We start from the raw sequence: 15,643 nt of genomic DNA on the forward strand, positions 1-15,643 counted from the left end.
CATGGGTGAGCACCTGATCAAGATGCCCGATGTCGGCGAGGGAATCGCCGAGGCCGAACTGGTTGAGTGGCACGTCAAGGTCGGCGACCTCGTGCGCGAGGATGCTCTGCTCGCAGCCGTGATGACTGACAAGGCAACAGTTGAAATTCCTTCTCCCGTCGATGGGGAAGTTCTGTGGCTCGGCGCGGACATTGGGGACGTGGTCGCTATCGGATCCCCCTTGATCCGCCTGAAGGTGGGAGACGAAGAGGGGGCTGCTTCCAGTCGCGATGCCACCGATAAGGCACCTGAACCGCCAGCCCGGCCCAAGGAGATCGAGGCACAGGCTGATGGCGCGGTCAGAACCTCTGACGCCATCGTCGAGAAGCAGGCGAGGGAAGCTCCAAAGCCTCAGCCTGTCGAGGTTCCGAAGACTCCACCTGTGAGAACGCACCGCCCATCAGTCCCACGCACAGAGGGTGACAAGCCGGTTGCCTCCCCGGCCGTTCGGCTGCGGGCACGGGAAGCCGGGATCGACCTGAGGCAGGTTCCGGGCACAGGCCCTGCCGGTCGGATCACACATGAGGATCTGGACGCGTTCTTCACCCATGGCCCGCAAGTCGTGCGGGCTCCGGGATTGGTTCAGGATACCTCCGTTCAGCACGTGAAGGTGATCGGACTGCGCCGCAAGATTGCGGAGAAGATGGCGTTAGCAACATCGCGCATTCCGCACATCACCTATGTCGAAGAGGTCGATGTGACCGCTCTCGAAGACCTGCGGGCGTCACTTAATGCGGCCAAGCGATCCGACAGGCCGAAGCTGACTCTCCTGCCGTTTCTGATGCGCGCAATGGTCAAGGCTATTGCCGAGCAGCCGAACCTGAACGCGATCTATGATGACGAAGCAGGAATCATTCACCAGTACGGCGGCGTTCATATCGGCATCGCCACGCAAACAGGTACGGGCCTGATGGTGCCGGTCGTCAGGCATGCGGAGGCGCGGAACCTCTGGGATTGTGCTACGGAGATGGCCCGCTTGGCCGAGGCCGCCAAAGCCGGTCTAGCCACCCGCGAGGAGCTGAGCGGCTCGACGATCACGATCACGTCGCTCGGAGCGATGGGCGGCATCGTCACGACGCCGGTGATCAATCATCCGGAGGTCGCCATTATTGGCGTCAACAAGATCATGGTGCGGCCGGTCTGGGATGGGTCGACCTTCATTCCCCGCAAGATGATGAACCTGTCCTCCAGTTTCGATCACCGGATCATCGACGGCTGGGATGCGGCGGTCTTCGTGCAGCGCATCAAGACGCTGCTGGAGACGCCTGCGATGATCTTCGTGGAGGCTTGACGTCAATGAAGGATATTTCCTGCAAGCTCCTTGTTATCGGAGCCGGGCCGGGCGGCTATGTCTGTGCCATTCGCGCCGGACAGCTTGGCATCGACACGGTGATCGTCGAAGAAAGAAAGCCGGGTGGGACCTGCCTCAACGTAGGTTGCATTCCGTCCAAGGCGCTCATTCACGCGGCTGAGGAATACGACCGCATCGTTCATCTGGCATCGGGGAAGAACCCGCTCGGAATCACGACGACAAAGCCCGAGCTCGACCTATCCCAGACCATCGCCTGGAAAGACACCATCGTCGGCCGCCTGAACAGTGGCGTTTCGGGTCTCCTCAAGAAGTCCAAGGTCAAGATGGTCCAGGGCCGGGCGCGGTTTCGCGATGGCAAGACGGTCGAGGTGGAAACAGAAACCGGTCAGCAGATCATCCGTGCCGAGAATGTGGTGATCGCAACCGGGTCGGCTCCGGTCGAGCTCCCGAGTCTGCCGTTCGGCGAAACCGTGATCTCGTCAACTGAAGCGCTTGCGCTGACATCGGTTCCGGAGAAACTGGTGGTCGTCGGCGGTGGCTATATCGGTCTCGAGCTTGGAACAGCTTTTGCCAAGATGGGCGCGAAGGTGACTGTCGTCGAGGCGCAGGCACGCATCCTGCCGCAATACGATGCGGAACTCACCCGTCCTGTGGCCAAGAAGCTGCAGGCCTTGGGCATCGACGTCATGACACGCGCAAAGGCCAGGGGGCTGGCCAAAGCCGGCGGGACCCTGCTGGTAGAAGCCGAGAGCGGATCTGAAGTACAGCTTGCCGCCGACAAGATCCTTGTCACGGTGGGCCGGAGGCCGGTCACGCAAGGATGGGGAATGGAAGAACTCGTCCTCGATATGGATGGTCCCTTCATTCGGATCGACGAGAGATGCCAGACGTCGATGCGAGGCATCTATGCCATCGGTGATGTGACGGGCGAGCCGATGCTGGCCCATCGCGCCATGGCGCAGGGTGAGATGGTGGCCGAGATTGTTGCCGGTCATAAACGGGTGTGGGACAAGCGAGCCATTCCGGCAGTGTGCTTCACCGATCCGGAGATCGTGGCCGTCGGCCTGACGCCTGATGAGGCTCAGAAGGCCGGCAGTGAGGTTCGCGTCGGTCATTTTCCGTTTTCGGCCAATGGACGCGCCATGACGAAGCTTGGGGAGGAAGGCTTCGTTCGCGTCTTAGCCCGGGCGGACAATCACCTGATCCTTGGCATTCAAGCCGTCGGACAGGGCGTGTCTGAGCTCTCCGCTGCATTCGGGCTTGCCATCGAGATGGGCGCGCGTCTTGAGGATATCGCCGGCACCATCCACGCGCATCCTACGCAGGGAGAAGCTTTCCAGGAGAGTGCCCTGAAATCCTTGGGTCGCGAACTTCATATCTGAAGGCGGATGGTTTCTGAGCATCCGTCCTGTCTATCAGGGAGGGGCAACCCTGTAAGCTTCGACAACGCCTTTGCCCTTGATAGGAACAGGCCCCAGAGGAGCGGCGTCAACACGGGTCTTGACCCGCTCCCAAGCCGAGGCGCTGAGATTGATACCGCTCTGTCTGCCATATCCAGCGAGGCGTGCCGCGACATTCACCGTATCGCCCCAGATGTCGAAGCTGAATTTCTGCCGGCCCACGACGCCAGCAACGACCGGGCCGATGTGGATGCCGACGCGGACATCCCAAGGCAGGGGAAGGTCACGGGCCGAGGCGATGGTCGATCTGGCGCATTCAATGCTTGCCATCACCGGATCCGGGTTGGGCAGGAGAAGACCAGCCGTGGCAAGAAATCCATCGCCGATCGTTTTGATTTTCTCCAGGCCGTGCTGTGATGCGACGTCCTCGAAGGTCGAGGCGTAAACATGAAGATTTGCAACGATCTCCTCTGGTGCAAGAAGATCGCAATAGGCCGTGAACCCGACGATATCGGCGAAGAACACAACGACGTCTTCATAGCGGCGAGGCGTCACTGTATGAAACTGCTCAAGCTCGCCCACAGCCTGTGACGGCAGAATGGCATGAAGGAGCGCTTCAGCCCGGCGACGCTGATGATCGATCTCGGCGAGGTAACTGAGCTCCTGGTCATGCAGTCTCTTCTTCTCGAGGCAGGCTCTTACGCGTGCTCTCAAGAGCGCCGGATTGAACGGTTTCGGGAGATAGTCCTCGGCTCCGAGTTCGATGCAGCGGACAACACTCTCAAATTCCGACAAAGCGGAGATCATCAGAACTGGGATGTCGCGTGTAGCCGGGTCCGTCTTAAGATGCTTCAGGACTTCGTAGCCGTTGATCTCAGGCATCATGATATCGAGAAGAATGAGATCAAAGCGATCGTGGGCAATCCGATCAATGGCTTCCCGGCCATTTTCGGCCGTCACCAGATCCGTCCATCCCTCGCGCTGCAGCCTCCGTGTCAGTGTGTACCGGTTGTCCTCGTTGTCATCCACGACAAGGATGCGGACCCCAGCATCGGTCATGGAAGGCTCCGCCCGCGAATAAGAGAGTCGATTTTCTCAAGCAATCTTTCGAAGGTGATTGGCTTGGCATCATAGTCGTCACATCCAGCAGCGAGCGCTTTTTCCCGGTCTCCCGGCATTGTGTGTGCGGACAGGGCAAGAATGGGAATGTCCCTGGTGTCGGGTGACTGCTTGAGGTGACGCGCTGCTGTCCAGCCATCGAGAGCCGGCAGGCCGAGATCCATGAGGATCAGGTCTGGCTTCTCCTTACGGGCGGTTTCGATGCCCTGCACGCCATCCGAGGCGACGCTGACCTGGAAACCGTGTCTCGTCAGACGCTGGGTCAGCATGTAGACATTGTCCTCGTTATCCTCGACATAGAGAATCTTGATCATGCTTGTTCCTGGTGCTCTGTTCGGCCGAGCCGCAGGCAATCGGCGATGACGTCCCGCAATGTGGCGAGAACCTCATCCCGATCACCCAATCTCTTGCGCAGGATTCTTCGGATTCCCCCGCTCAGACGACGTTGAGCCTCCTCATCAACTTCGGCTGCTGTCAGCACGATGAGAGGAAGGTGCCGCATTTCCTCCTTCCGGTGAATCTCATCGACGAATTCGAAGCCGTCCATTTCCGGCATCATGAGGTCGAGCAGGATGATGTCAGGCTTGACGAGCGGAAGCCGGTCCAAGGCAACTCTCCCGTTCTCGGCCTCGGCCACCTCCCAACCATCCTCCCGCAAGATCCGGGTGAGCCAGCCCCGGGTGTGAGGGTCATCCTCCACGACGAGAACGCGAGAGCTCGCGTGATGGGGGCGGCAGGCGGCAAGGGCCCTCAGAAGGCACTCGCGATTAATCGGCTTAGTCAGATAGGCGGCAGCCCCAAGAGCATATGCCCTGTTTTCCTCGTCTACGATGGTAACCATGATAACGGGTATGTCCTGGAGCTCACGCTCACGCTTCAAGTGCTGAAGGGTGCTCCAGCCATCGAGGCCCGGCATCAAGACATCCAATGTGATAATGGCCGGCCGGATCTCCCGGGCGATCTCGATTCCCTGCCGGCCATTCTCCGCCGTCACGACTTCGAAACCTTCACGCAACAGAATCTGACGCAGGATCTCCCGCGATGTCGCGTCGTCATCAATGATCAGGGCACGTAGGCCTCGCCCGACAGATTGCGGGACGACAGAAGATTTGCCCCTGCTCATTCGCACCCTGGGAGTACCCGCGACACCTCCGGCCGGCAGCGAAATGGTGAAGGTACTTCCAGCCCCTACGGCACTTTGTACGGTGATGTCCCCTCCCATAAGACGGCAAAGCCGGCGGCTGATGGCGAGTCCGAGTCCGGTTCCTCCAAACTTTCGTGTTGTTGTACTGTCGGCCTGACTGAACTCCTGGAAGAGCTTGTCGCGCTGCTCCGGTGTCATGCCGATGCCCGTATCGTGAACAGCAATCGTTATAGTGTCTCCTCCGCGATCCACGATCCGAGAGGCCGTCATCGTCACGGTGCCACCTTTGGTGAACTTGCAGGCATTGCTCAGCAGATTGAGCAGAACCTGTCGTAGGCGCACGGGGTCGGTCTGCATCCTGCCGATGTCGGATGCGATCTCGACCTTGAGATGGTTGTTGTTCCGTCTTGCGAGAGGCTCAGCCGTCATGGAGACTTGTCCGATCAGGTCACGGAGATCGATCTCTTCCGGATGAAGTTCCAGCTTGCCTGCCTCGATCTTGGCAAGATCCAGGATCTCATTGATCAGGGCCAGGAGATGCGTACCGGCATGGCGGATCCTGTCGAGCGGTTCCACCAGCGGCTTATCCCCGGTCTCCTCAGCTTCCTCCTTGAGCATCTCGGTAATGCCGATGATCGCATTCAGCGGCGTTCTCAGCTCATGACTCATGTTCGTGAGGAACTGGCTCTTCGCCCGCGTCGCCGCCATAGCCTCATCCCGGGCAAGTTCCAGCTGTGCGGCATGATGCTTGACTTCGGTGATGTCGGTGTATACCGCAACAGTTCCACCCCCGGCAATCCTCCGTTCGCAGACCTGGACCCAGCGATCGCCATCGCGATGCTGGATCTCGGCTGCGACCGGATTGCGGTGCCGGGCCAGCCGCTCGGCCACCCAGGTGTCGACCCGCCCTTTCGCTTCCAGGATGAGGCCGCGCTCCGCCGCGCGTCGGATCACCGTCTCGAAGGATGTTCCGGATTCCATGGGAACATCCGTTCCCGGGTAAAGGAGCTCCTCATACCGGCTGTTGCAAAGGATGAGGCGATCATTGGCGTCATATAGGGCAAACCCTTCATTGATGCTCTCGATCGCGTCGATCAGCCGCTGTCGGGCATCGGCGATTTCACGCAGGTTCTTTTCCTCAACCTCCACCGCTGTGTCACGGAAAACAGCAAGAGCTTTCGCCATCTGTCCGATCTCATCGCTGCCATCCCTGGGCAGGGGAGCGCGTAGGTTGCCTCCCGCGATTGCCAGCATGCTGTTGCTCAAGCCTTGCAGCCGCGCGACGAGATTGCGATCGACATAGAGCCAGACGATAAGCAGAGAGCTCAAAAGGCTGAGCGACACGACGCTCAGCAGAATATTCCGCCCGATCCGCTGCGCCATCATCGCCTCTCCGCTGGCCGAACGAATATCGCCGCGGGCGGTTGCGATTAGGCCATCGACTGCTTTTGTCAGCTGTGCGGAAAGACCTGCATTCTCCGCCAGAAGGCGCTCGGCATCCCCCAGGAGAATAAGTTCTGTCCTCCTCGCGGATAAGATGCTGTCCTGCCCTTCAACCAATCTGGCAAAGTCCGATATCCGAAGATCGAAACGGGACCGCAGGCGCTGATCCGCCAGCTCGGACGCGATCTGGCGCAATGCTGACAGAGAGCGGTTGAGCGGAAAGCTCATTACGGCAATATCGGCAGGTTTTTCGGCGAGGGACGCCTTGAGCAAGCCGTCACTGATCGAGGCGAATTCGAGCTGTGCCTTCTGCATGAGGAAATGCTCGGCGATTTCCTGTACGATCACCGAGGGAGGTTGTGGGAAGCCGGCAGTCGTCTGTTCGCCACGGTCGATGCGGCGGGATGCTGCGAACTTGGCATCCAGAACCACAAGGGCCGGGGCGATCAAGCGTTGCGCTGCAACCGATGCATTTGAAAGGCGCTGGACCAGCACATCCTTTTGCCCCGCCACAGCGAGCCGTCCTGCCACAAGGCCGGCGAGCGCCGTGAGGTTCCGCCTCAATCCCGCAACAGCGGGTTCCATGGCGGCGACCGCTGTAGGGTCAACCTCACTCCGAACCTGGGCAAGAAGATCCTCAAGACGCTCAACTTCGGCTGTAATGGCGGCGGATATTTCCCGGTACTGTGCTTGTGACCGGGCCGTGAGAAGCGTCGGTGCGGCCGCAACAATGCGTTCTGCTTGCCGCGACAGGTCAAGAGCAGCAAGTGCAGAGGGTACGCGCTGCTCCGTGATCCGCTCAATTACATGGGCCATTTGGCGGAAGGCATATGTCCCTGTCGCTGCAGCGAGCACGGCAAAGGCACTGATGCCGAGAAAAGCGAGGAGCAGGCGCCAGCGGACGCTCAGGTAGAAAGGCATTCCAGCAGGGGCAGCGCCCCTTCCTCATTCCAGGGGCACATATCGGCCACTCCGCCAGATGAACCATTCGAAGCCGGGCTGTCGCACATCGCCCTTGGCATCGAAGCTGACCCGCCCAAGTATGGTGTCGAACTCGTTCGAGCGTAGAGCGCCCATCACGGCTTGCGGCTCAATCGAACCTGCTTTGGTGACTGCCTGAGCCCAGGCCTGAACGGCACCGTAGCTATAGAGTGTGTAGCCCTCAGGTTCGAAACCCGTTTGCCGAAAGCGCTCCACGAGGGAGGCGACACCGGGATTCCGACGAGGGTCGCGAAAGGAGGTGAAGATCGTTCCCTCGCCGGCCTCACCCGTGACCTGCACGAAGGCTTCGCTTGCAATGCTGTCGCCAGACACCAGTTGCAGATTATAGCCCTGCTCGCGGGCATTGCGGATCAGTATTGCTGCCTCCCGGTAGTATCCGCCGAAATAGGCAATCTGAATTCCGGCCGCCTGCAGCTTTGCGATGAGGGGGGAATAGTCGTTCAGACCCGTTTCAATCTCGTCGAGGAGCGTCTCTGCGCCACCATGCTGGTGGAGGTGACGCTGAGTCTCCTCGGTAATTCCTTTGCCATAGATCGAGCCGTCATTGAGGATGGCGATTTTTGCGTTCCGTCCTCGTGCTGCGAGATAGGCACCTGCTATCGCGCCTTGCTGGTCATCCCTCCCACATATGCGAAAAACGTTCGGGCGGCCTTCTTCCGTCAATCGTGGATTGGTTGATGCTGGAGTCATCTGGATGATGCCGGCCCTTTCATAAACGCCGGCTGCTGGAATGGAGGCGCCCGAGCACTGGTGCCCGACGACAAAGACGACTTTCTCGGCCGCAAGTTTGTGAGCCGCTGCAATCGCCTGGCCGCTATCGCACGCATCGTCGACGGAGATGAGCCTCAATGGCTGGCCGAGCACGCCGCCAGCAGAATTGATGTCAGCAATGGCCATCTCCACGCCCTGCTGCTGCTGCTCGCCCTGATATGCGTTAGGGCCAGTGAGAGCTCCTGCCATACCAATGAGGATCTCCGCACTAGCCGGAGCAGCCCCTGCTACAGCAAAGATGACGGCTGCAGCGAAACGTGACAATATTCGTTCCATGGCGAGCCTCCCGCCACATGGCTGCATCAGCATCTTCTAAGCATTGGCCTGCTGCAAACCAAAGCTAACTTTACACCGCAAGTGATCAGCTTGCGCTCCAGATTGCATCCTAATCGATACGATAACTATGGTCGATTCATGAATGGTCCCGGTCGTGGGGCTGTCAAGACTATAAGGGAATACGCCACAAGGAGTGCAGCTAAGATCCATCAGGATCGATAATGAGAGACTAGATCGCACCATCCCATAGGACTTTGGCACAGTCCCCCCTCTGAGGCTGCAATGTTGACATTGTTACAGTCAGTGTTGATGGATGGAGGGAAGTCACTCCTTCGATCAGCTCTCCTGCTCAGGACGGCTCCAACCGGCAGCCCAAATTCATCCTGCCATAGGCGCGAGATCGGCTGAAAGCTGGTGCACAGGGTTGGCTCTCGTGTCAGCCCTGTGGTGTCGCTATTGCGCAGGCCTGGACGATCAAGGCCAATCGATCGCTCTGGACAATCCGAATGCCAGTCGCCTGACACCGGCTGCATTGGCTGCCAAGAGATGATGCGTCTGCATTCCTGATCCTCAAAGACATCTTTGGTGATGTTGCCGAGAGTCCAGTCTTTCAGTCCCGGTTCGAGGCAGCGTTGAGCGGGCTCTGGCACGAAGGCACTCGCGCGACCCTGCAGCGCAGCGGAGTTCTCTAAGGCTACGATATGCGCCGAGAGCAAATCCTCCTGGCGCATGAGGTGGTTCCTCGACGTGCCGTGCTACAGCCCGTGTTCCTCAAGGAACCTTGGCGCTGAATCCGAGGCCTGATTGTGCAACAGGCGTTTCGTTTGTCTGCATCGGGCATAATTTCGCGGCCTGGAGAAGTCCATACCCGTAGGTTTTGTCTCGGCCCGGCTTGCCCAAATCCATCGTGTTGCTCTCAAGAGTAGCCTGGAGCCCGTCCGGATTCAGGTTTGTGCCCGAAGCCTGCAGGACTGCAGCGGCGGCGGAAATGAACGGTACGGCATAAGATGTGCCGCTCTTCGTCGTGCCGCCTCCGCCCGGCGCTGCAACCCACAGATCCACACCGGGTGCCGCAAGATCAATGTACTCACCCTGGGTTGCGCGGCGGTAGACATCGCGCTTCCTGTCGACGGCTGTTACGGCAATCACTCCTGGATAGGCAGCAGGGTAGGAGGGGTCGGCGCCTGCGCCATTGTTTCCAGCGGCGGCGATGATGATCATGCCCTTCTCCTGAGCCGATGCAATGGCTTGCTTAAGCACCTCGTTGGGAGGACCGGACAGGCTCATGTTCACGACACGGACATTTCTCTCCGCCAAAGCTTCCAGAGCCATGACCAGTGTCGTCACATCTGTCCGATCCGCCGTTCCACCATCACGATAAAAAGCATCTATTGCCAAAAGGCGCGCTTCAGGCAGGAGGCCTGGAGCGCTGCTGTCGCCCCGCCCGATGAGGAGAGCCGCCACAGCCGTCCCGTGATCGCGCTGTGACGGATTTCCGCGAAGCTGTAGTTCGGAAACGATCTCAATTGATTGGCCTCGTAGGGCTTCGTGCTCGCGGTCAATCCCCGTATCGATAAGGCCGATTGTTGGAGCAGGGCCGCATTGTTTGGTCATCGGCAGATTCCAACCCACGAGGGAGACCGCCTCGCAGCCGTTCCCTGTGCAGCCTGGGCCCTCGTCAGTGTAATAGAAATGGTCAAGGTCAGTGACAGCTCTCGCGTCAGCCATGCGAACGGCGCGCTGTGCCTGAGCAATCGACATGCCGCGGGGAAGGATAAGCCTCACGACGCTCGCGAGGGCGCCTTTGGTCTGCTTCTCAGCTTGGAATCCTCGCGTCCTCAGCCGCGCGAGGCTCTCCGACGTCAGACCGGCAGCCACGATTGAGCGCGATGCCTGTTTGGGTTTTGGCAAGGTTTGATCCGCAGATGGGCGCATCGTCTGGGTTTGTGCCTCGGGTGAACGCCTGACGGATCTCGCAGAAGCAGCCGCGGCCCTGCTGGGATTGAGGCCAGTTTTGCCTGGCCGGGCCTCCTTCCGCGAGGAAGCTGGCTTGGATTTTGCGGATCGAGCAGAGCTCTTCTTCGAGGAGCTCCTGGGTGTCACGGCTCTCTCGATTACCTTGACAGGAGCTGTCACAACGGGGCGGAGACTATTTGTGATCACCCCTAGAACGTTTGGCAACCCTCCAGGCACTGTGGAACGCGAAGCGCGGCTGCTCTCGGAAGCATTCCCTCGGCCTGAGGAATTCCCTCGGGCGGATGAATTGCCTTTGCCCGACGACCCTCCGGCGTTCGAGGATCCTCCATGCCCTGAGGATCTACCTTGGCCGCCTCCCTCATTGCCATTGCCGGAGGAGGTGCTTCCTGAAGAATGCCCAGCTCCTCCGGCATTCCCGTTTCCGCTGCCGTTGTTGCCTGAGGCCCCCTGACTTCCTGCGTTCCCACTGTTGCCGCGATCGCCTGCATTGCCGCTATTGCCGGAGTTTCCTGGAGGCCCGCCGTCGCCCCTTCCAGCTCCATTGCCGCTTCCGTTGTTGCCACCGTTGCCATTGCCGCCATCATTGCCGGACTTGGCCATGGCCGGAGCCTCGGTGAGAGCTAACCCGACACCTTCTCCGACCGCAAACTGGATCTTGGTCGGACAGGCGATGGCAACACAGGATGCCAGTACCAGCAGGGAGCGTCGTTTTGATGTCATCATCCCGGCTCGTCGATGGGCCGCGAAAGGCCCAGATTCCCGCAGTGGGCCCTGAACGTCCACTGAACGTTGAATAACGGTCAAAGCACCAGCTTGTTTCAAAATTGCTCAAAGTCTCTGGGTGGCCAGGAATTTTCAGTAACTGCTGGCCATAGAATGCGGTCTACACGCTGATGCAAGCTTAGGGAGGGTATGAGCGATCAAACGAAGGTGGTTTAACTCTTCTGCTTTGCTCAAAAATTCTTATGTTATTTGATGAATATTAGAGAAAAAACATGTTCATCCTGCGTTCATTATATATCGCATGCTGGCCGACAGGATGGATCCCATGTCTGCTTGGAAACTACTTCGAGACTGGCGCGTTGTCGGTTGCCGGGTGTTGATCCCGAAGCATTGTTTAGGAGTCAGATCATGTCGAAGAAGATCCTTCTCACCGGCGTCGTTCTCGCTGCTCTTGCCCCTGCCGCCGCTTTTGCTCAAGGCGGCGCAGCTGCGGGTGCCGCCACGGGTGCTGTCGGCGGCGCAGTCGTGGGTGGTCCGGTCGGTGCAGCCGTGGGTGGCGTGACGGGTGCCATCGTAGGCGGCATCGCCGACCAGCAGCAGCCGGAATTTCGCTCGTATGTGACCACTCAGAAGGTGCCGTCCTACACCTATCGCGAGGAGGTGCGCGTCGGCGCGACCCTGCCGGAAGCCGGCGTGACGTACTACGAGGTTCCGGCCGAGTACAAGGTGAAGGGCTACAAGTATACGGTGGTGAACAACACTCCCGTGCTGGTCGAGCCCGGCAGCCGCAAGATCGTGCAGGTCATCCGCTAACGATCATCGGCTCTGGTGTTGAGCATGGGCGGCCTTTGGGCCGCCCTTTTCATTTTAGGTGCCAGAGGAACCTCCTTGTTCCTTCGGCAAAGCGGCCTCCTCTTGAGGTTGGAATAAAATGACTAGCTTTCCCGTTATGGTTCTATCAGGTCGTGCGGAGCAGGAATGGCAACAGCCATAGGACAGGAACTTGTGGCGCTTCTCCCGAGGCTCCGACGCTTTGCGCTGGTTCTCTCCCGTTCGCAACCGCTAGCGGACGATCTTGTCCAAGGGGCCTGTGAGCGGGCGCTCGCCAAGGCGGACAGCTGGACGCCGGGCACCCGGTTTGATGCATGGATGTTTCGAATCCTCCGTAATCACTGGATTGATCATCTGAGACGATTGAGAACTGAGGGCATGATGGAAGACGTGGAGGCGCAGACGCACCTGATTGGTGATTCCGGCGAAGATCCGATCATCAGCAAGATCGCCTTAGCGGAGGTCCAGAGGGCGATTGACAGCTTGCCGCAGGAGCAGCGAGAGGTACTTGCTCTGGTGTGTGGGGAGGACCTCACCTATCGGGAGGCTGCGGAGGTGCTGAACGTTCCGATCGGAACCGTCATGAGTCGTCTGGCTCGGGCCAGAAGGCGACTAGTCGAAATGACAGCGGCTGCCTGAGAGGCGCATGAGATGAGAGCGGAGTAGGAAGATGTCGGAGCTGCATCTCACCGATGAAATCCTCATGGCCTTTGCAGACGGAGAGCTAGACCAGCCCGTGGCCGCCGCCGTCGCCAGGGTCATGGCACAGGATCCAGCGGTCGCAAGGAAGATCGTCGAGTTTCAGCAGAGTCGCCGTCTGACACGCTCAGTTTTTGCCAACAATCTCGCTCCAGACGTTCCGAGCGAACTCCGTGCAGCCATTTCAGCAAAAATCGAGGCCTATGAGGCAGCGGTTGAGGGTGGCGAGGGAAAGCAAGCGAAAGAGACAAAGAGCATATGGGGAGGCGGAATGTCGCCTGTGAGAATGGCTCTGGCTGCCTCCCTCGCAGCTGTCGCAGTTTCTGCGGCCTATTTCATCGGGCAGCACTCGCAGTCGGAAGTAGGTCGTCTCGCACAACTGGAGCACCCACGTGTTCTCCAGGAACTCAGTCGTCTTGAATCCGGACGGGATGCAGAGCTGCCGTTCGGGCGGCTAAGGGTGATCTCCACATACCGACTGCCAGACAACTCTTTGTGTCGGGAGTTCAGGCTTCAGTCTACCTCCACGTCAACGGATGCGGTCGCCTGCCGAACCGACGGATGGAGGGTAACCTTTGCTTTATCAGATCCTGCGAAAGGCGCTGAGTACGTACCAAGCTCAGGTGGAGACCTCTTAGAGTCTTATCTCGACAATCTTGGTGCTGGGAACCCGCTTGAGGGTGAGGCGGAAGCCAAGGCCCTCTCTGAGACCGCTCGATAATTCTCAGCCTACCTCGAAAGAGGTATGCGCTCTCTCAAAAGAGACCGGAATAAACCGCATAGCCGATTCGTTCTCTGTCCTAGCAGCCTAGTGATAGAGGGTGATTATGCGAGCCGCGTACCATCTGGCTTTAGCTATGTTCTCCATGGGGGCCGTTGCAGCGCCTTTGATAGCGCCGAACACAACCCAAGAGGCTTGGGCGCCCATGGCAGAAAGTCAGCAGCATATTCCTCCGGATTATGCGCTCAGCAACAATGTCGGCCTTTTGGGTAGGGTAAGCTCACAACAGAGTATGACTTTAGCATCTCACTTCAGTCGAGGCGCCCTGATCGGAGAGACATTGCCTGAGCAGATCGACCTCTATCCGATCCCGCGCCATGAAACCTATCGCTATGCAGTCTTGAATGACAGCCGGGTTATCGTGGACGCGGCCTCGCGCAGAATTGTGTATGTCGTTCGTTAGAGACAAGCTCCTATTCGATAGGAGCGTACACTGCTCATAACAGCGGGTTTATTTCCATGTCATTGAACCATCTAATCGGAGGCCGGCGTATTCTCCCCTTGGAGGAAAAGTCTGCAACGATGGTGTTCCCGATATGCAGTAATCCACTGCTGCGAATCGGTCTCGAAACGGTTCTCCTCGGCGGAGCATTTAACATCTGGCCCGAAGCCGTCGATGACATATCAGTCCTGCCGAGAACTCTGGGCGGGGAGAATGTTCTTTTCATTATTGACGGACAGAACTACAGCGATGACGCTGTCAGCATCATCAATCAAATCAAGACGCGCTTCCCTGATGCGAGGATTGTGATCCTGTCAGAGAAGTTTGAGCCCGATGCAGTATGCGCAGCTTGGCAGGCGGGGGCGCACGGCTTTTGCCTCTCCAATAGCCAAAGAGAAATCATCGTCGGATCGCTCGACCTCGTCATGCTCGGTGAAATCGTTCTGCCTTCAGCCTTCATATTGTCGCTAACAGCGTCCAATGCAGGTCATACGGCGTCTGCGACGGTCCAGAGTTCAGAGAGTAGTGAGGATTATCCGTCCCTAGGTCGAAAACTCTCGATACGAGAGGCGCAAATCCTAGACTACTTAAGACAGGGAGCGCCGAACAAGGTGATTGCTCGGAAACTCAGCTTGTCCGAGTCGACTGTTAAGGTGCATGTCAAGGCTATCCTGAAGAAGATTGGCGCCTGCAATCGAACTCAGGCTGCGCTTTGGGCGACGCGTCGATTCTCGTCGGATGCCGAGGTTTAAACTCTTCTGATTTATCATGACAGAAACATTGCTTCAGAAGAAGGGGTTATGCCGCCCCTCCATCACATTCATTCTGCTCTCGGCGGCAGCTTCGACTTAGCGAAACTCTCATGTCTTCCAGCAATGGCTGCGGTCAATGATCCGTCCAATCCCAGCTCGGTGATCATTCGGCTCGCCTCACGCATTTCCGCAGCGCGCCGAAGGCCGTGCTGCGCTACGCGGGCCATCATTACTTTTGCGAGATTTTCCCAATCCATGCCCGGATAGGACGCCTTTAGGCTTGCCAGAACGGCTGGCATGACACCCGCCTTTTCGGAAGCCAGCGTGAAGTCTACCATCAGTGCCTCCATGCCTTTGATCACAATGCTGCGGCACAGCTTTGTGGCAGAGGCCGTTCCGATCTCCGGGCTGACCGGCGTAATCCTCATCCCAAGTTCGTTGAGCTGTGCCGAGATCGGTCCGGCCTTCTCACCGCCACTCAGAATAGGGACCTCGATCCCCACACCGCTCACCGGGGCCATGACGGCGAACTCGATGAAAGCTGCGCCTCCTTGACGGATTTGGTCGGCCACAACTCTCTTGGTAGCCGGAGAGACGGAGTTCAGATCGATATAGGTTTGCCGCGGCGTCAGATGAGGCGCGGCTTGCCGGGCGGCGGTGACCGTGGAGTCCGCCGTGACAGCCGAGATGACGATCTCTGCCGTCGCGCAGACTTCCGCTACGCTGCCAGCGACACGAACCTTGTCATTTATAGCACGCTGCTTCAGCGCGGGGTATCGGTTTGGATCGTCGAAGAGGATGTCATAGACAGCCACATGCACACCGGGCTTGGCTGCAAGCTGGTGTGAGAAGAGTTGCCCGACTTCTCCATAGCCGATGAAGGCGATCTCAAGACTCATATGTTCTCACCATCCTGCACGAAATAAGGGCTC

The 15,643-nt window shown here is 58.7% G+C and carries 13 protein-coding genes; 7 read left to right on the plus strand and 6 right to left on the minus strand.

Annotated features, from left to right (window positions below; translation table 11 throughout):
• Nucleotide 1: 1 nt before the first annotated feature.
• Together FHR70_RS02080 and lpdA are read left to right on the plus strand one after the other, a co-directional pair.
• Nucleotides 2-1,330, plus strand: coding sequence for a dihydrolipoamide acetyltransferase family protein (locus FHR70_RS02080; protein ID WP_183446614.1), 1,329 nt, complete (start codon nt 2-4; stop codon nt 1,328-1,330).
• Between the two features lie 5 nt (nt 1,331-1,335).
• Nucleotides 1,336-2,733 carry a dihydrolipoyl dehydrogenase gene (gene lpdA / locus FHR70_RS02085; RefSeq protein WP_183446615.1) on the plus strand — a complete coding sequence of 466 codons (1,398 nt, stop codon included), beginning with the start codon at nt 1,336-1,338 and terminating at the stop codon, nt 2,731-2,733.
• 33 nt (nt 2,734-2,766) lie between these two features.
• Here the strand turns inward: lpdA and FHR70_RS02090 are convergent, their stop codons facing one another.
• The 5 genes from FHR70_RS02090 to FHR70_RS24455 all read right to left on the minus strand — a co-directional run bounded on the left by FHR70_RS02090 (nt 2,767) and on the right by FHR70_RS24455 (nt 11,206).
• Nucleotides 2,767-3,810, minus strand: a complete 1,044-nt coding sequence (locus tag FHR70_RS02090) for an adenylate/guanylate cyclase domain-containing protein (protein WP_183446617.1) — start codon at nt 3,808-3,810, stop codon at nt 2,767-2,769.
• The gene (locus FHR70_RS02095; RefSeq protein WP_183446619.1) at nt 3,807-4,184 is read right to left on the minus strand and encodes a response regulator; all 378 of its coding nucleotides are present in this window, start codon (nt 4,182-4,184) and stop codon (nt 3,807-3,809) included. Before FHR70_RS02095 ends, FHR70_RS02090 begins: the two co-directional genes overlap by 4 nt.
• On the minus strand, nt 4,181-7,378 hold the full coding sequence (locus tag FHR70_RS02100) for a response regulator (protein ID WP_183446621.1): 3,198 nt from the start codon (nt 7,376-7,378) through the stop codon (nt 4,181-4,183). Before FHR70_RS02100 ends, FHR70_RS02095 begins: the two co-directional genes overlap by 4 nt.
• A 24-nt stretch (nt 7,379-7,402) precedes the next feature.
• Entirely contained in the window at nt 7,403-8,539 is a 1,137-nt protein-coding gene (locus FHR70_RS02105) for a branched-chain amino acid ABC transporter substrate-binding protein (protein ID WP_246407782.1), read from the minus strand.
• 738 nt (nt 8,540-9,277) lie between these two features.
• Nucleotides 9,278-11,206, minus strand: a complete 1,929-nt coding sequence (locus FHR70_RS24455) for a S8 family serine peptidase (RefSeq protein WP_343058703.1) — start codon at nt 11,204-11,206, stop codon at nt 9,278-9,280.
• Nucleotides 11,207-11,614: 408 nt separating this feature from the next.
• On the opposite strand from FHR70_RS24455, the gene FHR70_RS02115 reads away from it, so the two are divergent.
• The 5 genes from FHR70_RS02115 to FHR70_RS02135 all read left to right on the plus strand — a co-directional run bounded on the left by FHR70_RS02115 (nt 11,615) and on the right by FHR70_RS02135 (nt 14,711).
• The gene (locus tag FHR70_RS02115) at nt 11,615-12,019 is read left to right on the plus strand and encodes a DUF1236 domain-containing protein (protein ID WP_183446625.1); all 405 of its coding nucleotides are present in this window, start codon (nt 11,615-11,617) and stop codon (nt 12,017-12,019) included.
• Nucleotides 12,020-12,184: 165 nt separating this feature from the next.
• The gene (locus FHR70_RS02120; RefSeq protein WP_183446627.1) at nt 12,185-12,676 is read left to right on the plus strand and encodes an RNA polymerase sigma factor; all 492 of its coding nucleotides are present in this window, start codon (nt 12,185-12,187) and stop codon (nt 12,674-12,676) included.
• Between the two features lie 31 nt (nt 12,677-12,707).
• Nucleotides 12,708-13,457 (plus strand): anti-sigma factor, encoded by a 750-nt coding sequence (locus FHR70_RS02125; protein ID WP_183446629.1) that lies wholly within the window; start codon nt 12,708-12,710, stop codon nt 13,455-13,457.
• 205 nt (nt 13,458-13,662) lie between these two features.
• The gene (locus FHR70_RS02130; RefSeq protein ID WP_183446631.1) at nt 13,663-13,920 is read left to right on the plus strand and encodes a DUF1236 domain-containing protein; all 258 of its coding nucleotides are present in this window, start codon (nt 13,663-13,665) and stop codon (nt 13,918-13,920) included.
• A 119-nt stretch (nt 13,921-14,039) separates the two neighbouring features.
• Nucleotides 14,040-14,711 (plus strand): LuxR C-terminal-related transcriptional regulator, encoded by a 672-nt coding sequence (locus FHR70_RS02135; protein WP_183446634.1) that lies wholly within the window; start codon nt 14,040-14,042, stop codon nt 14,709-14,711.
• A gap of 68 nt (nt 14,712-14,779) precedes the next feature.
• On the opposite strand, the gene FHR70_RS02140 is transcribed toward FHR70_RS02135, so the two are convergent.
• Entirely contained in the window at nt 14,780-15,610 is an 831-nt protein-coding gene (locus FHR70_RS02140) for a DUF1932 domain-containing protein (RefSeq protein ID WP_183446636.1), read from the minus strand.
• Nucleotides 15,611-15,643 lie beyond the last annotated feature (33 nt).

It is taken from the genome of Microvirga lupini (assembly GCF_014191055.1).
Classification (GTDB): Bacteria; Pseudomonadota; Alphaproteobacteria; order Rhizobiales; family Beijerinckiaceae; genus Microvirga; species Microvirga lupini_A.